A 26742-nucleotide genomic window follows, 5' to 3' on the forward strand; every position below is an offset into this window, starting at 1 on the left:
GTGTATAGTGCTTTTTCATTTCAGCTTTATCCGATATCCTTCTGAGTGCCTCTCCCCGTGAACTGGCTGAGATATAAGTCGGCATAGAAGCCGCCCTGAGCCAGCAGCTCTTCATGGGTTCCCTTCTCGATCACAGTCCCTTTATCCATCACAAGAATCATATCCGCATCACGAATGGTCGACAGCCTGTGAGCAATGACGAAGCTGGTTCTTCCTTTCATCAGATCGTTCATTGCCCTTTGAATATAAACCTCGGTTCGTGTATCGACGCTGCTCGTCGCTTCATCGAGAATAAGAATCGCCGGGTCGGCCAATATAGCACGGGCAATCGTCAGAAGCTGCTTTTGCCCTTGGGAAATGTTTGACGCCTCCTCATTCAAGACGGTGTCGTAGCCGTCCGGCAGTGTACGTATAAAATGATCGGCATGCGCTGCCTTTGCCGCCTGAATGATCTCATCTTCCGTGGCTCCTTCGCGACCATAGCCAATGTTATCGCGAATCGTACCGTTGAATAGCCACGTATCTTGAAGCACCATGCCGAATAGGCTGCGCAAATGGCCGCGCTTCAGCTCTGTAATATCAACTCCGTCAACTGTAATTCGTCCGCCACCCAGCTCGTAAAAGCGCATTAGCAAATTGATAAGCGTCGTTTTGCCTGCTCCGGTCGGTCCGACTATAGCAACCGTCTGGCCTGGCTTAACATCAATATTCATATGGTCGATCAATACGGCGCCCTCTTTATAGCCAAAGGAAACGTCGCGAAAATGCACTTCTCCCTTGGGACGCTCCAGGTGATGGGGCTGCTTCGCTTCAGGGACCTCTTCCTGCTCATCCAGCAGTTCGAATACGCGCTCAGCCGAAGCGATCGTAGACTGAATAATATTCGCGATATTTGCCAATTGGGTAATCGGCTGTGAAAACTGCCGGGTATACTGGATAAACGCCTGAATATCACCGATCTCAATCGCCTTTCTCGTAACGAGAATCCCGCCGACGACACTCACCAGCACATAACCGATATTACTGATGAAGCTCATCAGAGGCATGATGATGCCGGATATAAACTGGGCCTTCCAGCCCGATTGGTACAGCTTGTTATTAATTTCGCTAAACTTGCCGATCGACTTCTCTTCGTGCCCGAACGCCTTAATAATCCGATGGCCTGTGTACATCTCCTCAACATGGCCATTAAGCTCTCCGAGCGCCTTTTGCTGCCCGACGAAAAAAGCCTGCGAACGCGACGCTACCGCTTTGGTCACCAGAAAGCTGAGCGGAAGCGTAAGAAATACGATTAAGGTCATCCAGCCGCTTATTGTAAGCATCATAATGATGACCCCGACAAGGGTAACGACCGAGGTAATCAGTTGGGTCAAGCTTTGCTGCAGCGTGGTGCTTATGTTGTCTACGTCATTGACGACACGGCTCAATATTTCCCCATGAGCACGAGAATCGTAGAACGATAACGGCAGCCGGGACAGCTTGTCATTCACCCGTTGGCGCAGATCGTAAACGGTTCTCTGCGCAACGCCGGCCATAATATACTGCTGCAGGTAGCTGAAGAGTGCGCTCAGGACATACAGAACCGCTAGCAAAAGCAAAATATCCCATATGTAACCAAAGTCCACCTCAGCCCCTGGCACTCCCTTGAGCTTAAGCATGATGCCTTCGAATATTTTCGTCGTTGCCTTACCCATAATTTTCGGGCTGACAATGCCGAACACCGTACTGAGTACGGCAGCCAGCAATACCGTGAGGAGCGAAAAGCGGTGAGGCTTTAAAAAGCCACTCAATCGCTTTAATGTCCCTTTGAAGTCTTTGGCTTTTTGTACTGGCATCCCCATTCGAGGACCCCCGGGTCCTCCTCCCGGGCCGCCTCCTTGCCCTCTGCGCGGACCGCTCATGATAGTTCCTCCTCCGAGAGCTGAGATGCTACGATCTCCCGATAGACCTCACTGGAGGCCATCAGCTCCTTGTGATTTCCTATGCCTGCAATGCCCCCGTCATCCAATACGATGATCCGGTCAGCATCCATGACGGTGCTAACCCTTTGAGCCACGATGATGACCGTTGCCTCGCCGGTCTCTGTTTTGAGCGCCGCCCGAAGCTTAGCATCGGTTTTGAAATCCAGTGCAGAGAAGCTGTCGTCGAACACATAAATTTCGGGCTTTCTAACTAAAGCTCTCGCAATAGACAAGCGCTGCTTCTGTCCTCCCGATACGTTCGTGCCTCCCTGAGCAATAACGGAATCAAAGCCATCAGGCATAGCGGAAATAAACTCCGTCGCTTGCGCGATAGATGCGGCATGCCGCATTTCCTCGTCGGTTGCCTCATCATTGCCGTAACGAATGTTGTCAGCTATCGTTCCTGAGAATAGTACCGCCTTCTGGGGAACCAAGCCGATCTTCTCACGCAGATCCCTCTGCGTCATATCGCGCACATCGACTCCATCTACGCGGATACTACCACTGCTCACATCGTAAAATCGGGGGATGAGACTGATCAACGTCGATTTACCAGAGCCGGTTCCGCCGATAATAGCCGTAATCTCCCCCGGACTTGCGCTGAATGAAATATTTGAGATAGCTGGCTGTTCGGCACCCGGATAGCTGAACGATACCTGGTCGAATTCGATGTATCCTTTTCTTGCACCCGTGAGCTCCCCTTCTGTTGGATCGCTCATTGTCGGTGTCATGTCCAGCACTTCGTTAATGCGGACAGCCGATACCGAGGCGCGCGGGATCATGACGAACATCATCGACATCATGATGAGCGAGAACATAATTTGCATCGCGTACTGCAAGAAGGCCATCAAATCTCCTACCTGCATATGACCGCTGCTAATACGAATGCTGCCGAACCAGATAATGGCCATGGAAGAGAAGTTCATGACCAGCATCATAATGGGCATCATCGCCGCCATTATTCGGTTTACCTTGGTTGCCGTAGATGTCAAATCCCGATTCGCTTCCTGGAATCGCTGCTGCTCATGCCCAATCCGATTGAAGGATCGAATGACCCGAATGCCGGTGAGTCCCTCTCGCAGCACCAGATTGAGTCGGTCCAGCTTGATTTGCATCGCTTTGAACAAGGGCATGCCTCGACTCGCTATAATGGCGATAGCTGCCGCAAGCACCGGAATGACAACGACAAGGACAAGCGATAGCTTCGCATCCTTGTTCACTGCCATAATGATGCCACCGATACACATCATGGGGGCACTGATCATCATTCGGAGCATCATGGTCAGAACCTGTTGGACCTGAGTAATATCATTGGTCGTCCTTGTAATAAGCGAAGCCGTTCCAATCCTATCGAACTCCTGCAGCGAGAAATTCTCTACATGCGCGAACACCCGGTCTCGCACGCGTAGACCGAAGCCTGCTGCCGTCTTGGCCGAAAGGAAGCTTGCGGCTACGGAACAAACTGCGCCTGCAGCCGCAACCAGCAGCATGAAAGCCCCGATACGAAATATGTAAGGAATGTCTCCTTCCACGATTCCCTTGTCGACGATATCCGCCATCAAAGTTGGGAGATACAGATCCGACAAGGACTGTAGAAATATAAGAGCCAATACAGCAGCAATAGGCCACCGAAAAGGCCGGAGAAAGGTAAACATGCGGATCACTAACTATCACCTCGTTTAATGACCGTTCAGCGAATGGCCCATAATAATCCTCTTCTCCCTATTTTGCTCAACGACAAGTCATTGTTATTCAATTACCCTCTCAAGTGTTAACCCAACCGATATATTTCGTGGGGGGACTCAACACTCTCGGGTTCCTAAATTCCTAACAATTCAAAAAAGCCCGAGAAAGAATATCCTCTCTCAGGCACTACTTACCTATTCATTTTAACTACCTACCAAGGTAGGTTTAGGCGTCGAGCAGCCGCACATCCACCTTCACTTCAAGCGATTGCCTTCCCGAGCCTCGATACACACCCTTTACAGGAACAATGTCTTGGTAATCGCGTCCATGTCCAAGCTTCACATAACGCCAGTCGACCTCCGTATTGTTCGTCGGGTCGAATCCAAGCCATCCGGTTCCCGGTATATGAACCTCCACCCATGCATGGGAAGCCTGCTCAAAATCAGCACTGCCTCCTTGTAAATCACCAACAAAATGGTAGCCGCTGACATACCTTGCCGGAAGCCCAAGGCATCGGCATGCCGCAATCATCAGATGCGCATAGTCTTGGCAGACGCCCCTGCGAAGCTGGAGCGTTTCGCTGACCGTCGTATTCACGTCAGTAGCCGCCGGGTCATACGTAAAGTCATTATGAATGCCTTCGGATAGCTTTCTCGTCCATGCCAACAGTCCCTTTTCTCCGAACGGGTATTTGCTGACGTAGCTATGGACCTCCTCCGTAACCTGCGTATAAGCGGTCGGGAGCAAAAATTCAATGTAGCGGTCCTGCAGCTTGTCGCTTTTCAATAGAAGGAGCTCTTCTTCCAGCGAATGTGCCGATGCTTCTAACTCGTTCTGATTTCGGTCGGTAGTCACAACAGTGGCCTTTGTCTTAATCACGAGCTCTCGGTGTGACGGATTGACGGAGAATGCATGCACCCGGTTACCGAAATAATCTTCATAGGTGAACAAGGAAGTCGAAGGCTCGATGTTTACCTCATGATGGTAGCAGGATTGACGGTAATTCGTCCGGGGTGTCAGACGCAGCTCATTGACACTGTCCGACACCGGCTCCTCGTATCGATAACGAGTGACATGATGGATCTCGAGCTTCATGCGGTTGCCTCCTCCAGGTGAAAAAAGGCTGCTGCCATCGTTCCTCCAATTCTGGTGCATGAATGCATTAAGCTATCCAGTAATGGCTGCACTACCGAGAGCCTCATATCATCGCGCTCGAGGCAGGCCAAATCCGCCTTAATTTTACCTGCCTGGCGAATGGCCCTTTCCCCGGGGCCGTTTAGGTTAGCTTCCGACCTATCTATCCCTTCCAGATGGAGCTCCAGATGGGAAAAGGCGAAATGGACCGACCGAGGGAATTCGGCGCTACCAATAAGAAATTCCATAATATGCGCGATCGAAACTGCGTCTGCATAGTATTTGCGGAAGGCTTGATATCCGCTCACTGATTTCAATACGGCAAGCAAGTACGGATACGGGGGTGCCTGCTCCACGCGGATGGCTCCTATCACCGATTGAAGAATACGCACCGTGTTCTCTGCCCGTTCCAAATACCTGCCGCTCTCCATGAAATGCCACTCATTTTCCCTGAGCATAACAGATTGCTGGGCACCATAGAACATTGCCGCGCGGTCCTTGATTTGCTTATAAAATGTATGCGGAGAGTCGTTCAAAATATCATCCACCTGCTTCTCTCCGAGCCACAAGTAAAATGCGTTCAGCATATCCCAGAGCTCGCTAGGCAGCTTCTCCCTCAATGTCCGGAGATTTCCACGCGCTTGGCTCACGCATGAGAATAATGAATTGGCATAACCTCTGTCCAGTGTAATGAACGACAATACATCCTTTTCCGTGAAGGCATCGAACTGCTGCATATAATCGCTTCGTGCACCTAATGCATGAATAAGCCGTTCCCACTTGTTCCCTTCATTATCGAAATCTCCATCATGCTGAATATGATAATGGACATCAATCAACCTGGCGTGATTCTCCGCTCTCTCCATATACCGACCGACCCAGAATAAAGCTTCCGCATTGCGATTAAGCATGGAGCCCATCTCCCCTCATCGTTTGGAATGTTGCATTAACGGCTTTATCAAGCCAATACCCAGGTATCCTTGCAGCCCCCTCCTTGTGAAGAATTGACTACAAGGGAGCCCTCCTTCATCGCCACTCGGGTCAATCCTCCCGGAATCACATGAACCTGCTCATTCGCTCCCATCAGTACAAAGGCTCTAAGATCAATATGCCGCGGCGTCATGCCGCCGCCCTGAATGACAGGCGCGCGAGAGAGCTGTACCGTCGGCTGGGCAATATAACGGGAAGGCTCCTTGCGGATGCATTCGGCAAAAGCGGCTATCTCCTCTTCCGCAGCGCTCGGCCCTATGAGCATGCCATAGCCCCCGGACAGCGACGTTTCCTTGACTACCATTTCGGATAAATGCTCCAGCACGTATTCTCTTTCCTCTGGACGGGATAATAAATAGGTTGGCACATTGGCCAAAATCGGCTCTTCATTTAAGTAATACCGGATCATGTCCGGCACATAGATATAGATGGCCTTGTCATCGGCAACCCCTGTTCCCGGTGCATTGGCAATAGCCAAATTCCCCGCCCGGTAAGCATTCATAATACCAGCTACCCCGAGCATCGAATCAGGCTGAAAAGCTAGCGGGTCTAAATAGTCATCATCGATGCGCCGGTACAAAACATCCACCTGCTGCATTCCCTTCATGCCCCGGATGTAAATTTTATGATCCATGGCAATGAGATCCCGGCCTTCTACCAAGTGAATCCCCATTTGCTGCGCCAGGAAAGCATGCTCATAGTAGGCAGAGTTGAATTCTCCAGGCGTCAATAGAGCAATGACCGGATCGGATTTGCCCGTGGGGGCTAAGCTTCGCAGTGTGCTCAAGAATCGGTTCAGGCTAAGCTCCACGTCTCGAATGGAGCAAGAGAAAGACAGCTCAGGAAACAGCTCATTCATAATGGAGCGGCTTTTAAATAAGTAGGAGAAGCCCGAAGGTGAGCGCAGGTTATCCTCCAGCACGTAATATTGTCCAGAGGCATCCCGGATCAGGTCAATCCCCGAGGTTGTAATATACGTGTTATAAGGAACCTGAAGCCGCATCATTTCCGGTCGAAAATAACAATTGGCGACCACCATCCTACGAGGTACAATTCCATCTCGGACAATATTTTGATCGTGATATATGTCATGCACAAAGCGATTAAGTGCCTTAACCCTTTGAATCAACCCCGCCTCCAGCATACTCCACTCCGCTTGAGGGATGATCCGGGGAATGAGATCGAACGGAATCGTTCTCTCCAAGGGCTGAATCTGCTCCAGTTTGTATAGTGTAAAGGTGATGCCTTCCTCCATCATCCGCCGTCCGACCGCAGTCTGCTTAACTGCCAGCTCCTCTACGCTCATATGCGCGAAGCGATGATGCACCTGGGCATAATGCGTACGAACCTTAGGATCTCCTCCGAACATCTCGTCGTAAAATAAATCCAATGGATATGGTGCGTCTTGAGTTCGATTGATACCGGACATACGGACATCCCCTCCTATTATAAGTTTATATGTTAGTTTATATAACGCATATTCTATGTTTTTGTGCTTATAATCCGAATATTTTAGAAGAATATGTATATAATCATATGGTTTTTTATTTTTAGTGTCAATATACTTAACATTAGTTTAAGCGAGGTAAGCGTTTTTATTTATAAAATTTATTTCCCGTTACATCATTTCAACCTTTTATAAAATCAATCCTATCCCCTGTTGACTCTAACGCAGCGTGATACCCTATGATGAAATTGGAGGTGATGTTATGGCCTACAAAATAAAAGAGGTTGCCGATTTAGCAGGGGTGAGCGTCCGAACGCTTCATCATTATGATGAGATTGGGCTTCTCGTTCCCGATTCCGTTAATCAAGCAGGGTACCGCACCTATACGGACCATGAATTGGAGCGACTGCAGCAAATCTTATTTTTTCGTGAGATCGGCTTTTCGCTTAAAGAGATTAAAGACATAATGGACCATCCCGAGTTTGACCGGAAGCAAGCCCTAAAGGCACATCAGGAGCTTTTAATTGAGAAGAAGCGGAGACTGGACAGCATCATCGCTACAGTTAACAAAACCATTTAAGCTATGGAAGGAGAATTAGAAATGAGTGCCAAAGAACGATTCGAACCCTTTGATATGACCCCGATAGAAGAACATAAACGCAAATACGCGAAGGAAGCGCGGCAGAAATACGGAAAATCCATCATGGATAACGTCGAACGAAAAACCAATAGCTACTCACCACAAGATTGGGCTGACATTATGGAGCAATCCAGTCGAATTTACTCCAAAATCGTAGCCACTATGGATAAAGGACCGGAGGATCCACAGGTACAGGAAGGAGTTGCCGAACTCAGGGCATGGATTACTAGCCACTTCTATGATTGCACACCGGAAATTTTTCACGGTCTGGGAGATTTATATGTTGAGGATGAGCGTTTTACCGCGAACATCGATAAGCCATGCACGTTTATTGCGATAAACTGGAGAGCTAATAATACCATTTTGTGGATAATAAAATTAGCTTCTGCAAAAGGCTGAAACGCTGTTTTTCACATCAGCAAGCGTTTGGAATACCCACTAGATAAGTGGGATAAACCCGCGTCCTTTAAGCATTTTTTAGTAAATACCAATAAATACTGGTTGAATCGACGTTCATACTGCCCCTATAATCAGTATCCGAAAGGGGAGATGCAGTATGAAACTGAGAAATTGGAAAATATTCACCTTCCTATTCGGGTTTGCAATGTTGATGAATATAGTAGGAATTAACCCATATGCTGCCCAGGCAGCTCCATTATTAAAGCAAGGAAGTGCCAATGGAGACGTTTGGGATTTGCAATTCCGGTTGAAGCTAGCCGGATTCTACCAATTGCCCTTAGATGGCCTTTATGGTTCCAATACCGCACTTGCGGTAAAAGGATTTCAAAGCAACTATGGCTTGAATCCTGATGGAACTACAGGCGATTTGACTTGGTCCGCATTAAAGAAACATTCCTTGAATCGTGAAGAGCTCGATATATTGGCCAAAGTCATCTACAGCGAAGCCCGCGGTGAATCATATGAAGGTCAGGTTGCTGTAGGAGCGGTTGTTATGAACCGTATCCAATCCGGCAAGTATGGAGATACTATTGAAGACGTCGTATTCCAAAAAGGCGCCTTTACAGCAGTAGCCGACGGTCAGTACAGCCTAACGCCTGACAGCACCGCTTATATGGCAGCCCAAGACGCCGTACGCGGCTGGGATCCTACTAACGATTCTTTGTATTACTTTAACCCGAAAACAGCGACAAGCTCGTGGATTTGGACAAGACCGCAAACCGTTCAAATTGGAAATCATATTTTCGCAAAATAAACGACTATTTTCCCACAAAAAAGGTTGTTCCACAGGTCTGAGAATGACCTCGGAACAACCTTTTTTACTTTTTAAGAGTAATGAATGATATTGGCTACAATAACGAAAACCGCCCCAACAACAAGCCATGTCGCCATAAGAGGCCAGAAAAACCGAACCCACTTCTGATATGCAATCCCAGATACCGCCAGGCTTCCCATCAATGCAGAAGAGGTAGGCAGGATCATATTCGTAAATCCGTCTCCAAGCTGGAAAGCCAGCACGGACGTCTGTCTCGTTACCCCAAGCAAATCGGACAGCGGAACCATGATCGGCATCGTAGTGACAGCCATCCCTGTCCCCGATGTAATGAAGACGTTCATCACGTTTTGGAACACATACATACCCAACACTTGAACGGAGCTCGGCAGCTCGCCGACGAGAATAGACAGACTGTTCACAATCGTATCGATGACATTCCCATGGTCGAGCACAACCATAATACCTCTCGCCAAACCGATGATAAACGCACCATACGTGATTGCACTGGCTCCTTTTACAAACTCCTTCGCAATCTGGCTCGGCCCGTAGCCCGAGAACAACCCGGACAAGACACCCATCGTCAGGAACAAGGCAGCCAGCTCTTCCATCCACCAGCCTTTTTTGGAGACGCCCCAGATCAAAAGCCCGAAACCTGCGATGACCGTTACAATCGTGAGATAATGCTTCAACTGCATGTTAGGCAGGTGGGAAAAATCCAGCTTGGTCGCGGTGCCATCCGCTTCTTTTTCCAGCTCGTAAACAAGCCCTTGGGTAGGATCTTTCTTAACCTTCCTAGCATAACGCATCAAATAAATGCTGGTGATCGTAATGAGACATACAAGCAAAATAATTCTGAGCCACATCCCCGAGAACATTGGGATTTGAGCAATGGCCTGCGCCAAGCCAACGTTGAACGGATTGAGGATACCCGCCGTAAAGCCGCAGGAAGCTCCCAGCGAAATCATGGCCGTCCCCGTCAGTGCATCGTACCCAAGCGCTCTCGCAATCGCTATACCGATCGGTACGAATACCATAACCTCCGTTGACATCCCCATCGTAAAGCCGCCTACTGAGAATAAGGATAAAAATACAGGTATAACCCAGACACCTTTGTTCGCGAACGTTCGGGCTACCCTGCCCGTGATCGCTTCAATCGTTCCCGTCGATGAAATGATCTGGAATGCTCCGCCGATAATAAAGATGAAAAATACGACATCAGCGGAATCTATGAGTCCATGTACGATAGATTTGGGAATATCGATGAGACTAACCGGACTAGCATCTACATGATGATAAGAACCGGTCACCAGAAGCGACTTCCCAGTTACCTTATCCTTTACACGCTCGAATTTGCCTGCAGGAATAGCATAAGTCAATACGGCGGCCACAAAGACCAAGATAATTAAAATAACATAGGTATGCGGCATTTTCAGCCATTTCCGCTTGCCCGCTAATGCGTTATCCATGAACTTGTCCCCCACTGCTTTGTTGTTTCCATTGTTCAAACTCATTGCGAACAGCCCGAATTGATTCCTTATCCGTACATAGGTCGTAGACCGTCATCGCCATAGCTTTCGCCGCCTGATTCATCTCGATCATGCCTGCCTCCGAGCCGGCAAGCTGACAAAACTCCGGCGTATGCGTCGTCGCATCCCCAATTCGGATATACGGGTGAATGGTAGCCGTTACCTGGCCTACATTGCCGATATCTGACGAACCGATGCCGCCCTTCTTCGGCGGATCGCACACCTCAATGCCCATCTGCTCCAGGTTGCTGCGGAATAATGCCGCCATCGCCTTATTATTGTTCCTTTCGGCGTAGATGAGTCCTTCGGCAATATCAACAGTCGCCCCTACCCCTTCGGCCGCATGGCGTACCGCGTTGTATACCTTCTCCCTCACCGTCTCCAGCTCCACAACCGTAGCCGCTCTAAGGATAAACACCGCCTCACACAGCTCAGGCACGACATTCGGCGCATCGCCACCCTTCGTGATGATCCCGTGGATGCGCACATCCTCCTTCACGAACTGGCGAATCGAATTGATCGCGACAAAAGCGTTAATCATCGCATCCAACGCGCTGATCCCCTTCTCTGGAGCGGAGGCCGCGTGTGCCTGCCTGCCGTGAAAAGTGAATGTCGCATCGACGCAAGCAAGCGCTCCGCGCAGCACCATCGTCTTGCTTTGCGGGTGGACCATCATGACCGCATCGATGTCGTCAAACACGCCCTCGTTGCACATGATGATTTTACCGCCGCCCTCCTCTTCCGCCGGAGTCCCGAGTACAACGATTTTCCCCGGCAATTCAGGGTAAGCATCCTTCAGCGCAAGCGCTGCCCCAACCGCTGCGGTCCCGATCAGATTATGCCCGCAAGCATGTCCGATCGCAGGGAGCGCATCGTATTCCGCAAGCAGCGCCAGGGTCGGGCCACCTTCCGTTCCTTCCCACGTCGCGCGAAACGACGTTTCCAGTCCTGCAATGCCTTTCTCTACCGCAAAGCCTGCTTCCTCAAGAGGGGCCATCAACCATTGTTGAGCCTTATGCTCATGAAAGCTCAGCTCCGGGTTAGCATGAATAAGCGCCGCCAAGCCTCGCAGCTGTTCGTCCCGTGAGTCTACCGCCTGTTGAATGGTTACCTTGGCTGCATCTAATTTATTGTCGTTCATTGTCACTTCCACCTACCCTATCCCATGATGTTGTTATTATGATGATTCGGGTACCTGGGCAACCGAATATTTATGCAACTTATTTGAATTATTGTAAAGCGGTTAAATCAATAAGTAAAATGAATAGTTTTTTGCAGTTTACTTAAAATTTTTTTATGAGGCAAACCACCAAGACCGCGTCCGCCTTGCATTTTCGACTATCCACTTTATTCCCAGCTCCTTCTTAAAGGCTGTTGGAAATAATTGTATCGTCTCGTATTTTTCAGAGTCTGATACAAAAAGACTAGCAAGCTGTAGCATAAATATGCAACGAGGCCTAGCTAAAAAGAAAAGCGCAGCACTCGTGTTAGAGCGCTGCGCTTTATTGCGTATGTTGTTCCTTCATAAACGAGACGAATCGATCAACTGTGGCCATCTGCAGGACGGATTGCTTATAAACCATCCAAGTATTGCGCTTCATCGGCTCCCCGTTCTTCCGGTACAGCTCGACTTTATGCAGCCGATCCTCCTCCGCAACGAAAATTCCAGGAATAATGGAATAACCAAGTCCATTTTTGACCATCTCCTTGCAGGTCTCATAGCTGTCCACCTGCATCGTAACGAGCGGAGGCACATGAAACCTCTCTCTCCACCAAGCGTTGATCGTTTCGCTGAACGGCAGCGGTGAGTAGCTGCTCGTCTGAATTCTCGGCTGTTTATAGCAGATCTGGGGAAGACTCGGCAGATCTTCCCACGGAAGCTCCTCTTGCGATACCAGACAAATATGCTCGTCATGCAGCAGCTGTTTCCCTTCAAACCAAGGGTAGTCACCGCGAATAACACCTACATGAACCTCTTCTTGCGCAAGCAGATCCAAAATTTCGGTGCTTAGTCCGCAGGTGACAATGAGCTGCACCTCCGGGTACATATCCCGGAACCTCTTCAGCAGCGGTGGCAGCTTATATAACCCAAAATAACTGGAAACACCGATACGAAGGTTACCTTTAACCTCATTTCGCATGTTCACGATATATTCTTTCATCTTATTCAGATCATCAAGCATCTTTCTCGCATATTCCGCCAAATATTCACCCTCGGGAGTCAGCCTCGTTCCCTTGGCATTCTTGACGATGATGGGCACGCCCATTTCCCGCTCCATCTGATGAAGGCGATAGGTCAACGCCGGCTGGGTGATATATAGACGCTCCGCCGCTTTGGTCAAGCTTTGCTCCTCTGCCACATACTGAAGCATCAAATAGTCCTTCTCGTTCATGAATCCACCCCTTTCACCAGGCTATCTCAGTCCAATGGTTATGCCGTCGGTTCCAGCGCTCCTGCATCACGAAGCCGAAGCTGTTTGCGGTAGACGACCCCGGACAGCCACACACTGATCTCATAAAGGCCAATTAACGGGATTGCTACCATTAGATGCGACAAGATTTCAGGAGGCGAAATCAGACTGGCGACGATAACCAACACCAGGTATGCGTACCTCCGCATCGTATGCAATCGTTTTGGATTCAGTATTCCAATTTTGGTCAAAAACATCACGACAACCGGCAGCTCAAACGCAACCGCCAAAGGAAGCACAATGTTAAACATAAAACCGAAGTACTGGGAAATTCCGTACGTTTCAGTAAACTGCAAACTTTTTGCAATCCCTGTCGTAAACGTGAAGCTCATCGGAAACACAACAAAGTAAGCAAAGCTGAACCCTATAATAAAGCAAATAATCGTAAAAGGGATATATTTCAACGCCGCGTCCTGCTCATTGGTTTTGAGTCCGACATTAACGAACTTCCACAGCTGATAAAGCGCAAAGGGCAATGTAACCGCTAAAGAGAAGGCCAATGCGATACTCATATAGATCCGAATTCCATCCCACGGCGAAAACACATTCCAAGCTATTCCGGAGGCAGGCGGCACACTTTTTAAATATACCAAAATTCGAGGGGCAATAAACAGTCCCGCCGCCATTGTCACGACAACCATAAGCAGTACTAGCAAGATACGTTTGCGCAGCTCAGCTATATGATCCGTCAACGTCATCGTTCTATCCTCCATAGGCTTTGCCACCAACCTTCTCATTATAGTATTAACCCTTCCGTTCGAAGCGACATCACTTCGTCCCACCCGTCTATACGCTCTTAAATGGACGCATCGTTTTTAACTCAAAGGTATGAAATCCATCCTTCAGCTTCTCATGAATCTCCCGAAGCCTTTTTACATCATCGAATGAATATCGTCGGGCCCCTCCTCTCGTTCTCGCAGGAAAGATGAGTTTACGTTCCTCATAGTACCTAATTTGCCTTTCCGATAAGCCGGTTAGTTCTTTGACAATTCCGATGTTCATCACTTTTTCTTCCATCTTCACTACCTCCAATGTTAAATATATGTTATATATAAAGGCTGATGAAAAGATAAATGAACCATTTCCCCCATTTCTTGAGATGATTCTAACAAAAACAGTTCAAAAAAAGCAACGATTTTTGGAAAACAAAAAAACAATGTAAGAAAACCTAACAATTTTTAAGTCAAATAAAATAATTTTTGGTACGATCTCGTTGTGAGGTTGATCCACTTTAACACAAAGGAGTCGAGGAGAATGGAGACAAAGGAACCAACTAAAGAAATAACTCGAAGACAGTTTTTAACGACAGTCGGCAAAATCGGCGGGTCCGCAGCCGTATTTAGCGTCATGGGAACGCTAGGGTTACTCTCGCCCGAGACATTAAAAGCAGCCGAATTCACCCCTCCGAATCAAGGTGACCTGTCTTCCACTCATCGCAACGGCAAAAAGATCATCATTCTCGGAGGAGGTATCGCAGGCATGACTGCGGCCTACGAGCTTGGGCAGGCAGGGTACGATTGCACGATATTGGAGGCGAGAGCCCGAGCCGGAGGACGGATCTGGTCCGTAAGAAGAGGAACGACCGTGACGGAAATCGGCGGCATCAAGCAAGTGGCACGATTCGACTCTGGTGAAGCCATGTACTTGAACGCAGGCCCTATGCGCATCCCTCAATTCCACGTAACAATGGAATATTGCCGCAAATTCGGTGTAGCCATTGAGCCTTTCAACAACGTTAACGAGCATGGCTACTACTATAACGAGAACGTAGGCGAATTGTCGGGGCGCAAAATAAGGAAACGGGAAGCAAAGGCGGATGTGAAGGGCTATGTATCCGAAATGCTGGCCAAAGCCGTTAACCAGAACGCACTGGATCTCCCACTTACTCCAGAGGAAAAAACCAAGCTGGTGGATTACTTGAAGCGCGAGGGCGATTTGAATGCCGACCTATTCTACAAAGGCTCCGAGCGCGGTGGCTACATCGAAGAGCCGGGCGGCAAACTGGATGCCGGCGTACGCAAAGACCCATTCGATATGAAATCGATCATCAGCTCCGGCTTCGGCAACTTTTTTAGCAACGAATATTCGTATGACCAACAAATGATGATGTTCCACCCGGTAGGCGGAATGGATCAGATCGCCAAAGCCTTCGAGAAGCGCGTGGGCGACCGCATCGAATTCCATTCAGAGGTCAAAGAGATCCGGCAGGACGCAAGCGGCGTTCGCATCGTCTATACGAACCTGGAAACAGGCGCCACCAAAACCATTACCGGTGATTACTGCATTTGTACTATTCCATTATCCGTACTCAAAAGCATCCCGGCCGACTTCTCACCGGAAATGTCCGACGCGATCTCCAAAGTCAACTATGCATCCGCAGGTAAAATCGGACTTCAGTTCAAGCGCCGCTTTTGGGAGGAAGACGAACAAATCTACGGTGGCAGCTCCTTAACTAACATGGATATCACACAGATGTATTATCCGCCAACCAACTATTTTGGCAAAAAAGGGGTTCTACTCGGCTACTACGTAACAGGGACCAACGCCGACAAGCTCGGCAAATTGCCTCTCGCCGAACGCGAAAGCTACGCGTTGAGTCAGGGAGCCAAAATCCACCCTCAGTTCCACAAGGAATTCGAAGCTTCATTCTCCGTTCATTGGAAAAACATCAAGTACAATCTAGGCGGATGGGGCAGCTATTCTGCAGATGAGCGGAAGACGATCTACCCGACTTTGTGCAAACCAGATGGCAGAATTTATCTGGCAGGCGAGCACATCAGCTACATCCCGGCATGGATGGCCGGCGGCATCGAATCCGCACGAAAAGTCGTTACCGAAATTCACGAACGTGTCATGAAAGAATAGATGAAGGGACGGTCGAACGATATGTATAAAAAATTAAAAACCATCCTCGCTGTTGGCGTACTATCCTCAGTCATCGGAGCAAGCGCTTATGCTGACGAATCGCAAACACCGAATAAATACGCAGCAGAGCCGGTTCACGAAGTGGAGTTTTACGGCAACCCTTCCTCGACCATTTCGGGAGGCGTTTCGGTACCCGGAGGCTCCTCCTATTTGTACACCAGCGGAACAACACCACCTGTGTTGAACAAGGATGGCACTACCGTATATGAACGTTACGGGGATACTAAGACTCAAGCGAAGGGCGTCCTCAAGAACATCGAGAACCAATTGAAGGAAAAAGGATTGACGATGAATGATGTCATCTATCTGCGTGCCTATCTCGTAGCAGATCCAAACAAAGAGAACAAGTTCGATTTCAAAGGCTGGAACGAGGCATATGCAGAGTATTTCAATAATGAGTCCAACCCGGTCAAGACAGCCCGCTCCACCGTTGGTGTAGCCGGATTGGTCAGCGAAGATTGGTTAATCGAGGTTGAAGCTGTGGCGGTATATCCGAACAAACATAATCAAAACTAATCAGCCAGAACCGCAATTTATTATAAAACCTATTATAATTAAGGAGTTGAGCGTGTATGCTTCAAAATATCGGCTTTCCAGGTCTCATGATGATTTTGGTGGTTATCTTAATCTTATTCGGTCCTTCCAAGCTTCCGGAGCTTGGCAGAGCGGTAGGCCGTACACTTCACGAGTTCAAATCATCCGCACGCGAGCTTGTTTCGGAACACAAGGAGGGCGGAGAAGATTCTAAAGTCGTGCCGCTAAAAGAGCAAAAGGAAGCTGCCGAAAGAAGCCACGCTTAACACTTAAGAGCCACCCGCGAGGGTGGCTTCCTTTTTATCACTTCAGATCGATACCCAGCTCTTTAAGCTGCAACCGAAACTCCTGCCTCAAAGCCAGCTTTTCTTCATCTTCCAAGAAAGAGGCTTCAACCCCATTCATGATCAACGCTGCGATCTCCTCCAAGCTGAAGCCGAATTTATCGACAATCATCTCGTATTCCTTCGTTATATTCGTTCCTGACACACTGGGATTATCCGTATTAATCGTAACCATAACCCCGCTATCGAAATATTCTCGAATCGGATAGGCATCCCAGCCGGATACCGCTTTGGTCTGAATGTTGCTCACAGGACACATTTCCAGAGGAACCTGACGCTTCCTTATCATATCAAAAATCGCTGGATTCTCTTTAAGTCTGACCCCATGACCGATACGCACAGCACCAAGATGAGTTACAGCTTCGTACACATTATCAGCACCACCAGCTTCCCCAGCATGGATCGTTACAGGAATTCCTCTCGCCCGGGAGGCGGCGAACACATCGCGAAATAATTGCGGTGGGTATCCCGCCTCATCCCCCGCCAAATCTATCGCAGCAACCCCCTTACCGATAAACCGCCCTGCCGCCTCCACCACTTCCAAATTTTCTTCACTGGAATGGTTTCTCATGCAAATAGCAATCACCTTCGCCCTGACCCCGTACTCTTTCTCCCCACGACGCAGACCATCAATCACGGAGCGAATAGCCGCCTCTGCCGTCAACCCTTTCCTGCGATGAAGCTGCGGAGCAAATCTCACCTCTACATACCGGCAGTTATGCTCGGCTGAATGCTGTACAATTTCATACGCAACCCTCTCCAAAGCTTCCTCCGATTGAAGAAACGGTACCACAAAGTCAAATTTACTCAAATACTCCCTCAAACTCCCGCATTCTTCACTCACTTGAATATAGGGAAGCAAATCCTCCCCTTCGCTTATCGGAAGCTCCACTCCTTGATCCCTAGCCAAATCCGCAATCGTCTGCGCCCTTACACTTCCGTCCAAATGCACATGAAGATCCACCTTTGGCAGCTGTCGCAACAGCACCTCAACCCCTCTAATTGCCATATCCAGCCACTCCTCTCCATCAGAAAGTATTATCCTCATTGCTTAATTTTGATTAACTTTAATCTAATGTGATTTGTATGTCAATATATATTACTCAAATTATGCTGTTTTGATTATTTTGTGTTATATTATTTGACATTAAAGCAACGCAAATTAGGACTTGCTCGATTTCTTCTACGAGCAAGCCCTTGCGGCAAGCGGGGATTATTCCCTTTTGGAAAACCAAGTGGCCAGAACCGAGCCCGAAATATTATGCCAGACGCTGAATATCGCGCTCGGTACGGCAGCAATCGGGTTGAAATGTGCAGCAGCCAAAGCAGCACCTAGCCCCGAGTTTTGCATACCGGTCTCTAAGGTTACCGCTTTGCGCTTGGCAAGATTCATTCCGAACAACCTTGCAAAGCCGTAGCCTAATCCGAATCCAAGCAGATTGTGCAATATGACTACAACAAAAATAATCGGTCCAGTTTCTAATATTTTGGCCTTATTAACGGCTACCACGATTGCCACAATAAGAACAATAGCGATAGTAGAGACAAGAGGAAGTGCTTTAACACTGGCATCTGCCGCTCTTCGGAATAAAGCCTTCACAATAAGCCCCAGCACGATGGGCACAATGACAACCTGAATAATGTCGACAAACAGCGATTTAGCGTTAATGTCCATCCATTTGTTCGCCAATAACGAGATGATCGCCGGTGTGGCCAATGGTGCTATAAGGGTAGAGACAGAAGCGATAGATACGCCAAGAGCCACATCCCCCTTTGCCAAGAAGGTCATCACATTCGACGCCGTTCCACTCGGGCAGCATCCAACCAGAATCACGCCTACGGCAATATCAGGGGGAAGACGAAGCACATAGGCAAGCACGAAAGCCAGCAAGGGCATAATCAAATAGTGTCCAACGACCCCGATAGCCACTTCACCGGGACGGCGGAATACTTCCCGGAAGTCCGCAGAAGATAGCGTTAGTCCCATTCCGAACATGACGATCCCGAGCAGTAGCGAAATATCCCCCTTCATCCCTACAAAAGCCTGAGGAATGAAAAAGCCTAAACAAGCAAACAAAATAACCCATATCGAAAACGTGCCGCCGACAAATTTGCTGATTTTTTCTATCGCGTTCATTGTGTTCACTCCTCTGACTATTTCTTACCACTGACGATCTTGGATACGATATAATCAGAATTCGCTTTTTTCTTCTTTCTTAGTCAAAAAAGCCCTCCGATGGCAATCATCGCAAGGGCATGGGACGCTTCCTCAAATATTCCATTTAGAAAAACGGGCAGAATATATCTCCCAGCAAAGGACATAAACAAACTTTAGCCTTTTCTCACTTTAAGGAAGCAATTGTACTCCATTATCGTTAATCCATATAAGGGGCCAAAAATGCAGTCGCCTTGAATTCATATCCTGCTGGATCGACACGATGAGCCAATCCATGACCTGTGGGCCTACAAGACAAAAAAGCAAGAGAACGCGACGGTTCTCTTGCTTTTTTAACCCATCATCTAATGTAACAGTATCCTTACATAGGTTCGGTCATCAAAGGAGACGTTTCCTTGGACTAATCCTTTGGCCAGCTTATATTCCCGAAAACAAAGCGGATCGTTGGTAAGTATCGCAGCTAGGGCGTCTTCCGATTCTCGAAGCGTTGGCTTCAAAACGGGATAGCCGTCTGATGTAAGAACTAGACAAGCAGCATCTGGATTCATGTAAATGGTTTTAACTTGATCGAGATGAAACTCGAAGCCCGTCATCGCGATATAGCCGTACTGTGTCTTTTCTTGGACATTTTGCATGTAATATTGAGCCTGGATAAACGGCCGCACGGCTTCAAATCCTGTGTCTTCCTCCAATAATTGCTCGATGGTCTTTCCTTTCCGGATTTCCGCCTCCAGAAATAACGACCTCGTATTGGCGATAATATCGTCAACCCTCTTCGGATTCGTATAGGCTTTGCCATCGATCATGCATTGGCAATCACCAATCATCCAAACTTTTTGCCAGTGCTTACTGTACAAAATCATCGCGGCTGTAGGACAGCAGAACGGATTCTCGATGATCGATTCGTACATCCCCTGTTCTTTGTAGTGGGTGACCAGTGTGTTATTGATAATCCGGATAATCTCCACAAGGTCAGCCTCCGGAGGTAACTGCGGAATCGTTCTCGCAATAACCTGCGAGATCAAGCGACCGGATGTCTGCCCGTTGTACCGTTTGCCCGAAACATCCGTCGCCCCGTCTATTACGCAAGCATAGTGCTCCGTGATGCAGTACGCGTCCTCACACGTGGCTAAGTCCCCTGTTTTAGCAGCGATATTCTCTTCCATTATTTTCATAGCAGCCTCTTATTTGACAAGTGCTTCTTGTATTTTTTTATTAATGGCTTCTTCTGCATCTCTTAGGGCGGAATTGATGTCTTTGCCTTTTGTCACGACGTTGCTAAGCTCCGTTGCCAATCCGGACATAACCAAAGGATCATGCATGGTAGCTTCATACGGCTTTGCGAGCTGCGTCTTGAAGATCGCCTGAATGTTTTTCCCTTTCAGGAAAGGCAGGTTCTCGCCATATACCTTTTGAATGGCCGGATCTTTCAGGATGCTCGTTCTGCCGTTTTTAGACATGTCCGTCTGCACCTCTTCAGATAGAACTGTAGAAATAACGCGGAATGCATCGTCTTTTTGCTTGCTCGTCTTCGCCAAAACCATCAAGTGCTCATCAGCGCTCGTTCCGGCTGTTGGTGCTTCCGGCCAGACGGGGATCGACGCAAGATCCCAGTTGAAATCCGCCTTGTCATTCAGGTGTGTACCTAAAATATTGCCTTCCGCCAGCATAGCCAAGGTACGGTTTTTAGCGAACAGGTCGTCGCCCTTGGCTTTGACCGTAATAGTCCCGTTACCTGGAATACCATAAATGGAAGCCATTTGGGTGAAGACCTTTTTCCAAGGATCGGTGTTAACCACCGTACGGTTCGTTTGTCTGTCGACAAGGGTCAACGACAACTGGGCGCCTAGCCGCTCGGACACGTTGGGCTCCAGCCCGCGGTATTGCACCCCGTCCACCATGCGGGTAACTTGCTTGGCTAGCTCAGTGGCCTGCTCCCAGGTCATGCCGTCTTTCGGATACGGCACCGCAAACTTATCGAAGATATCTTTATTATAGTAGAGGGCCGCAAAGTTTCTGGTGTAAGGAAGCGCCACAATGTCTTGACGCTGCGAAGCCATTTTGACCGCATCAACAGCCCCATCCTCGATTTTCGTCAGATCCAGAGCATGCTTCTTGATCAACGCATCCATTGAATCCAATAAATCCAATGACGCCAGGTTCGGCATTCCATTAACGTTATTTGTGATAATAATATCCGGTACGTTGCCCCCGACGACGAATTCATTCATGTTTTTCGTTGTATAGATGACCCTTTGTACGGTTATCCATGGATATTTCTTTTTGACTGGCTCAACCAGAAACTTGTTGAATTCATCCTCGGACAAATAACCGGTTGCAATGACACCGACCGTAATGGTAGCCGGATCATGCTTTTCCTCCACCTTAACCTCTGCTCCCGGTTGCGCCGATTTGCTGCAGCCCGCCATTAAGAGAGCACCTAAGGACAAAAGACATAAGCTTTGCGACCAACGACGATGGATCCCTGCTCCTCGCTTGATACCCCTCCACTGAACCATTGCCATTCTCCTCACTATAATCATATTCAACGCCCAAACGGTGTGAATCCAGCAGCATATCACTCCTGTTTAAGAGGAACAATACACCGCCTCTTTCAATATCGAAGGAATTATTCTCCTTATATTGTAATAAAAAAGGATTTATCTTTGAATATCTATCAGATTAAGAGTTTGTAAATGGATTCACTGACGATTCCATGCTTGAAGCAGCTCATTCCCCGCCGCCAGAAGCTCCGCCTTGGCATGAGCCGTTATATGCGTTTGCAGCGCTGGAAGATTCAACTTCTGAAGCAGCATTTGCAAAAACCTCACCGCTTGATCTTTGGAGCCTTTGTCGTAATGATGCTGGATTTGCTGCATCCTCTCAGCTGCTTGCTTCGCTAAAGGTCCCTTGAGCTCACCCGAATCGATGAATCGTTGAAGTAGCTGCTGGAGCATGGATAGGTTCACTTCAGTTGTTATAGTCAACTTAACGCTCGGCTGTGACCGGTTGCCATGTTGATCTGCCGCTACGACATAAAATTCATACTTCGTTCCCGGCGTAAGTCCTGCCACTTCATACACCGAACCCGTAACTGTGTTCATTCGACTGTTGTCACGGTAAACCTCATAGCTGACTGTCCCCCCATCCTTTGCAATTACCGGGTCCCATTGAAGCTTGGCGGAAGTGCCGGTCACTTCACTTGCCCTGAGATGACTCGGGGAGGCTAGGTTTGCCGAACGGAAGCTCCACATATCAGACCGCAGCTCATCACCGTATGAATCTTGCGCGCGAACATACCATTGCTGCGTATTGCCTAAGCTTAAGTCCTGCCATGTCACTTCAGCCGTTTGGCCGATGGGTACTCCGCTGACAGATTCAATCCGGTCGTCTGAATAAACCTTCACTTCAAAGTAATCCGTCGCAACCCGCTTCTCCTGAGGCGCTAAATCCAAATTCATAGTGAGCTCTTCGGTCCATCCGGTTTCAGGCGTATCGTAATAATTGTAGTCATCTTTAGCAGGAGAGTACGATTGGATAGTGATTTGGTCGCGTTCCGAATCGAAGTGCAGCAGCTTCATATAACCGGAGCCGCCTTCACGCAGTGCCTGATAGTCATTAAGCATTTGAACTACAGCGCGGTCCGGTGTTCCATCCCCGTTATCGTCCAATGGGTCGATTTTGACGGAGCTGCCCGTATAGTGGCCGCTTAGTACGGCAACGACGCTTTTGTTAGGAACAACGACCCGTTGAAACATCTGTTCACCCACGCTGGAACGGGTGCCGTTCGGATTCAGATAATCATGGACAGCTATGAAAGTCGTACGATTCGGATGGTCGGCCAGTACCTTATTCATCCAGCTGAACTCCTTCTCACCGATGTCCCACCCCATGTAAAGGAATAAAAAGTCTTTACCGCCAGCCGAAATAAGATCGTAATGGCCTCGGTTGTCCTGATAGGACTCCCCATATTGCGATTGGTCAAGGAAGCGCTGCTCGCCGAAATAGCGGCTGAACTTGCTGTAATCGATAGTCCCTTGGTCGATGTTCTCCACATCATGATTTCCTGCCAGGACTCCGTACGGAATGCCCGACTGCTCCAGTACCTTCATATACTGGTCAGCCCTCTCCCATTCGAAGGGCTGGTTCATCTCGTTAACGACATCTCCCGTATGGAACACATATTGGATGTTCAATGCATCCTTGTTGTCCTTGATCCATTGAATCTGAGATTCGTAATAGTCAGGCCACAGCTCGGTATAAAATTGGGTGTCCGACAGCCACACCATCGTGTAATCGTACGAATCTCTAGGAGGAATTTGATCCTGAATAAGCACATTCAGCTTAAGATTCCGGACATATTCTTCGCTAACCGCCCCTTTCAAAATGAAATCCTCCTCACCTAGAGGAATGAACGAGTCAACAGGCTGCCATTGCGATGAGCTGTAGTTCCACGCATACATTGTGACTTTTCGTCCGGCCAATGACTTGCCCTTCCACTGAATCTCAACTTGATCATTCTTGTCTATCGCGCCGCTTCCATCCAGTTGGACTTCAAAGCGTACATAAGGGAACCCTGTTATCGAATCTTGTACGAGATATTGTCCGTCCTTCCCGGCAATAGGTGCAATCTCATCGGCCAGCAGTTCTTGCTCCCCCTCTGGCACCCTAAGCTTCGGCGGCTCTGTCGCATAAGCTTGCTTGTAGGCTTTGACGTTCGTTCTGTTCGCAGCCGTGAACTTGCTGCCTTTGAAGAAATCCATATTCAGTGACTCGTAGACCGAACTGGCAACAGTTACAGCCAGCTTGGAAGGTACAGTGACACTCTCAGCTCCATCCACAGGTGAAAGTAGCTGAATCGTTCCCTCCAAAGGCTCGGCCTTGGAGAAATAGATCGATTTCTCGCTCACATTACCTGCTTTGTCAGCTGCCTGGATATGCAAAGCATGAGGACCGGCAGTCAAAGCAGCCGATGATGCCGCATAGGGAACCGTAATGACACGATCATCCAGCGTAACCGTCACCGACTTTATACCCGAGCCGCTATCGGACGCATTAGCGTCAATGCTGAAGCTGCCCCTGTACTCTCTGCCTTCCTCAATAGAGGATGTAATGACCGGCTTCGTGTTATCGATGAGGACAGATGCCACAGCCTCCTCATGAGGAGAACCGGTGTAAGTCGCTTTCACTTGATGAACTCCGTCCGGGATGATGGCTGTGTCCCACTGGTAAGTAAGGGAACTCATCAGACCCGGAGTAAGAGCAAATGTAAAGTCTACAGCCGGCAAGTATCTCCCGCCATCCCCCATATCAAACACAAGGGAAGGATTGCTGTATTGCGGATCTCTTATCACCGTACCGGTGGAGGTCACAAGTCTGACATTCCGCAAATTGAAATCATCGAGGTTCTCCGCCGGTGTCGTAAGAAACGGAGATTTCTTGGAGCCGGCTCGGAATGTGATCGTATTGCTGCCATCCATCAGCTTTTTGGGTGGAATAGGTACCACTACGGTTGTATATGTAGAAATTGCATAATCCAGCAGTTGAATGACTTCTGTTCCTATCGTCACTGCATTCTTGAACGTTGGGTCGATGCCCTCCACTTCAAAGACAAAGTAGCTCGGCTTCTCCATCGAGAGGTATGTATTATGGACCACGGTGCCGTCAACATACAATGATAGCTGATTCGGCGAAACACTGTTCATCGTTGCTTTAATGCTGCTTTGTCCGGATAGGATGGAACCCTCCTCGACATTTAACCTGGGCTTCGAATCGATCCGGTTGATGACGGGAATGACATAAGTATCGCTCGTGGTCTCATTCATCCCGTCGGAGGCAGTAAAATAATACTGTAGAGATTCGCTGCTTAGGGTTGTAAGAAGTGGAACCGTATATCGGAATAAACCATCGTTCTTATCTCGGGTCAAGTTGACTTGGGTGTAAGAGGCTTGCTCCGCGCTTTTGTAATACATCGTCATAGTTCGTATCCCTATATAGTCGCTTGCTTCGGCTACCAGTTGAATAGGGTCGGAAGGCTGCGCCTCTGTAATCTGGGTCCTGTTCATGATCACAGGTGGTGTTGAATCATCTAGGTGGAGTAATGAGGAGGGAACTTGGGCTGAAGCCACAGTGCCTGGTGTGGCCGGGTTCGTCCGGGCTCCAAGCTTGATCATTTCGTTAGAACCCTGTTCGGGATATCGATAAAAGATGCCTTTATTCGATGCCACATCGAAAGAGCCATCATTGTAGGAAGCTTTCACGATGTCTTCTCCGGTATTGGAGGTGACTACTAGGGTGCGCATCCTTTCGTTGATCAACCCACTCGTCATTACCTTTACAAGGTTCACGTTCTCAACTAAGCTGGAGCCGAAGTTAGCGTTGAAATCGGCCGCCGTCTTGCTTACAGTCGCTTGATTGCCTAGCCATACAACCAATGTGCCTCCCGGTGTGATGGAGATGTTTCTAGGCTCCGGCGTCCAGGTGACATCACTTTGCGAACCGCTTGGATACCGGAGAACGACGTTATAATCTTTGAGGCTGATAGCCCGATCCAGCGGGTTGTACAATTCCACAAACTCGTATCCGTCAGAGCTTCCTACGTTAGTGGTGTCTGGGACAATCTCGGTTATGAGTATAGGCGGCATTCTGCTGCCCGAAGCCGATTCCTGAGTTGCCTCCGCATTAGCGGGAACGATCGTAAGGGGGGATATAACCAAACTAATGATAATAACCAGTGACATTATGCTTCTCATTGTTATCCTCCGCTTCCCTCTGGATATAAGATCATGAATGAACGCTGTATTATATGGAGGCAGGTCTTTGTTGTGTTGTATCACATTTATAAATGATGGATCATACCGTCAAAAGCTACCAGAATGCCGTGGGGGTTGAACTCCCGTTCCAAATCCTCATGAAGCATCCCGCAATTGTGGGAAAAATGAGTCGCGATAATGCGCCCCTGATCACGCAGCATTTGTTTGTCTTGGAAGATGATGTTAATCTCCAATATCGCTTCGATATTCATATGATTCCGACGGCCGGTCAACGGTCCTTTCGTGCAATCCAGTATAGCTGCGTCGAAGCTTTTGCCTTCCAGCCAATCCCAGGTTTCCTGCGGAAACCACCCCGAATCGTTGCCGTACAGCAGCGCCTTACCCCTCTTCTCAATAAAATAGAGCAGGCAAGTCTGCCGCTTGTCATGATCGGCCAGCAGGGGTGTTACGCGAGTTTCCTCATCTACCTGAACCGTGCGGAAAGGATGGATCAAATGGAGCTCATACCGATTGGTTTTCAAATCGAGTTCACGCAGGCAGCTTTGCAGCGCAAGATCGTGACCGTAGATATGTAAAGGCTTATCGATGCCGGCCGCACATACCGGGCTGCGTTTCTCCAAATCTGCCGCATGCAGATGATCGGTATGCGTATGAGTGATGAACAAATGCTCGACCGCAGCCATATCGATGTTGTCTCGCAGCATATGATAGTAAGAATCCGGCGGAAAATCGACCTTGAATGTATCGTCGATGAGCACCGATGAACGAGTGCGGATGTTTTTACCCCCTAGCTGTTTCGCTTTATTGCAATGCTCACAACGGCAAAATAGTCCCGGCCACCCTTCTGCAGCCGCCGTACCCAGAAAATGAAGCTTCATAGCAAATCCTCCTCCAACGTTGG

At 48.6% G+C, this 26742-nt stretch carries 22 protein-coding genes; 6 read left to right on the top strand and 16 right to left on the bottom strand.

Features of this window, described 5'->3' with window-relative positions; genetic code table 11:
* Positions 1-26 precede the first annotated feature (26 nt).
* From BP97_RS0119120 to BP97_RS0119140, 5 genes are all read right to left on the bottom strand, one after another.
* A complete protein-coding gene (locus tag BP97_RS0119120; RefSeq protein ID WP_028550543.1) occupies positions 27-1901 on the bottom strand; it encodes an ABC transporter ATP-binding protein in 1875 nt (624 codons plus the stop codon).
* Positions 1898-3616, bottom strand: coding sequence for an ABC transporter ATP-binding protein (locus tag BP97_RS0119125; RefSeq protein WP_442952379.1), 1719 nt, complete (start codon positions 3614-3616; stop codon positions 1898-1900). Before BP97_RS0119125 ends, BP97_RS0119120 begins: the two co-directional genes overlap by 4 nt.
* Before the next feature lie 256 nt (positions 3617-3872).
* Positions 3873-4742 (bottom strand): transglutaminase family protein, encoded by an 870-nt coding sequence (locus BP97_RS0119130; protein WP_028550545.1) that lies wholly within the window; start codon positions 4740-4742, stop codon positions 3873-3875.
* Positions 4739-5692, bottom strand: coding sequence for an alpha-E domain-containing protein (locus tag BP97_RS0119135; protein ID WP_028550546.1), 954 nt, complete (start codon positions 5690-5692; stop codon positions 4739-4741). The genes BP97_RS0119130 and BP97_RS0119135 overlap by 4 nt, the downstream gene beginning before the upstream one ends.
* A gap of 47 nt (positions 5693-5739) precedes the next feature.
* Positions 5740-7200, bottom strand: a complete 1461-nt coding sequence (locus BP97_RS0119140) for a circularly permuted type 2 ATP-grasp protein (protein WP_028550547.1) — start codon at positions 7198-7200, stop codon at positions 5740-5742.
* Positions 7201-7480: 280 nt separating this feature from the next.
* Between BP97_RS0119140 and BP97_RS41080 the strand changes: the two genes are divergently transcribed.
* From BP97_RS41080 to BP97_RS0119150, 3 genes are all read left to right on the top strand, one after another.
* A complete protein-coding gene (locus BP97_RS41080) occupies positions 7481-7798 on the top strand; it encodes a MerR family transcriptional regulator (protein WP_231506340.1) in 318 nt (105 codons plus the stop codon).
* 21 nt (positions 7799-7819) lie between these two features.
* Positions 7820-8257 carry a TipAS antibiotic-recognition domain-containing protein gene (locus BP97_RS41085; protein WP_231506341.1) on the top strand — a complete coding sequence of 146 codons (438 nt, stop codon included), beginning with the start codon at positions 7820-7822 and terminating at the stop codon, positions 8255-8257.
* 205 nt (positions 8258-8462) lie between these two features.
* Positions 8463-9071 (top strand): cell wall hydrolase, encoded by a 609-nt coding sequence (locus BP97_RS0119150; protein ID WP_231506344.1) that lies wholly within the window; start codon positions 8463-8465, stop codon positions 9069-9071.
* A gap of 71 nt (positions 9072-9142) precedes the next feature.
* On the opposite strand, the gene BP97_RS0119155 is transcribed toward BP97_RS0119150, so the two are convergent.
* The 5 genes from BP97_RS0119155 to BP97_RS0119175 all read right to left on the bottom strand — a co-directional run bounded on the left by BP97_RS0119155 (position 9143) and on the right by BP97_RS0119175 (position 14106).
* Positions 9143-10558 carry a YfcC family protein gene (locus BP97_RS0119155; protein WP_028550549.1) on the bottom strand — a complete coding sequence of 472 codons (1416 nt, stop codon included), beginning with the start codon at positions 10556-10558 and terminating at the stop codon, positions 9143-9145.
* On the bottom strand, positions 10551-11759 hold the full coding sequence (locus tag BP97_RS0119160; RefSeq protein WP_028550550.1) for a M20 family metallopeptidase: 1209 nt from the start codon (positions 11757-11759) through the stop codon (positions 10551-10553). The genes BP97_RS0119155 and BP97_RS0119160 overlap by 8 nt, the downstream gene beginning before the upstream one ends.
* 361 nt (positions 11760-12120) lie before the next feature.
* On the bottom strand, positions 12121-13011 hold the full coding sequence (locus tag BP97_RS0119165; protein ID WP_028550551.1) for a LysR family transcriptional regulator: 891 nt from the start codon (positions 13009-13011) through the stop codon (positions 12121-12123).
* 38 nt (positions 13012-13049) lie between these two features.
* On the bottom strand, positions 13050-13802 hold the full coding sequence (gene tatC, locus BP97_RS0119170; RefSeq protein ID WP_028550552.1) for a twin-arginine translocase subunit TatC: 753 nt from the start codon (positions 13800-13802) through the stop codon (positions 13050-13052).
* Between the two features lie 73 nt (positions 13803-13875).
* A complete protein-coding gene (locus tag BP97_RS0119175; RefSeq protein ID WP_028550553.1) occupies positions 13876-14106 on the bottom strand; it encodes a MerR family transcriptional regulator in 231 nt (76 codons plus the stop codon).
* 237 nt (positions 14107-14343) lie between these two features.
* On the opposite strand from BP97_RS0119175, the gene BP97_RS0119180 reads away from it, so the two are divergent.
* Genes BP97_RS0119180 through BP97_RS0119190 form a run of 3 tightly spaced genes read left to right on the top strand, consistent with a single transcriptional unit; the run spans position 14344 to position 16814 of the window.
* A complete protein-coding gene (locus BP97_RS0119180; RefSeq protein WP_028550554.1) occupies positions 14344-15954 on the top strand; it encodes a flavin monoamine oxidase family protein in 1611 nt (536 codons plus the stop codon).
* 21 nt (positions 15955-15975) lie between these two features.
* Positions 15976-16530, top strand: coding sequence for a RidA family protein (locus tag BP97_RS0119185; RefSeq protein ID WP_036746201.1), 555 nt, complete (start codon positions 15976-15978; stop codon positions 16528-16530).
* 56 nt (positions 16531-16586) lie between these two features.
* Complete coding sequence (locus BP97_RS0119190; protein WP_028550556.1) at positions 16587-16814, top strand: twin-arginine translocase TatA/TatE family subunit; 228 nt, start codon at positions 16587-16589, stop codon at positions 16812-16814.
* 37 nt (positions 16815-16851) lie between these two features.
* Here the strand turns inward: BP97_RS0119190 and add are convergent, their stop codons facing one another.
* The 6 genes from add to BP97_RS0119220 form a co-directional block, all read right to left on the bottom strand.
* Complete coding sequence (gene add, locus BP97_RS0119195; RefSeq protein ID WP_028550557.1) at positions 16852-17901, bottom strand: adenosine deaminase; 1050 nt, start codon at positions 17899-17901, stop codon at positions 16852-16854.
* A gap of 204 nt (positions 17902-18105) precedes the next feature.
* The gene (locus BP97_RS0119200; RefSeq protein ID WP_028550558.1) at positions 18106-19029 is read right to left on the bottom strand and encodes a bile acid:sodium symporter family protein; all 924 of its coding nucleotides are present in this window, start codon (positions 19027-19029) and stop codon (positions 18106-18108) included.
* A gap of 383 nt (positions 19030-19412) precedes the next feature.
* Positions 19413-20243 (bottom strand): hypothetical protein, encoded by an 831-nt coding sequence (locus tag BP97_RS0119205; RefSeq protein ID WP_028550559.1) that lies wholly within the window; start codon positions 20241-20243, stop codon positions 19413-19415.
* 9 nt (positions 20244-20252) lie between these two features.
* A complete protein-coding gene (locus BP97_RS0119210) occupies positions 20253-21587 on the bottom strand; it encodes an extracellular solute-binding protein (protein ID WP_028550560.1) in 1335 nt (444 codons plus the stop codon).
* Positions 21588-21770: 183 nt separating this feature from the next.
* Positions 21771-25820 carry an FIMAH domain-containing protein gene (locus BP97_RS0119215; RefSeq protein WP_036746187.1) on the bottom strand — a complete coding sequence of 1350 codons (4050 nt, stop codon included), beginning with the start codon at positions 25818-25820 and terminating at the stop codon, positions 21771-21773.
* Positions 25821-25906: 86 nt separating this feature from the next.
* Positions 25907-26719, bottom strand: a complete 813-nt coding sequence (locus BP97_RS0119220; protein ID WP_028550562.1) for an MBL fold metallo-hydrolase — start codon at positions 26717-26719, stop codon at positions 25907-25909.
* Positions 26720-26742 lie beyond the last annotated feature (23 nt).

This window comes from Paenibacillus sp. UNC451MF (assembly GCF_000686845.1).
Lineage (GTDB): Bacteria > Bacillota > Bacilli > Paenibacillales > NBRC-103111 > Paenibacillus_S.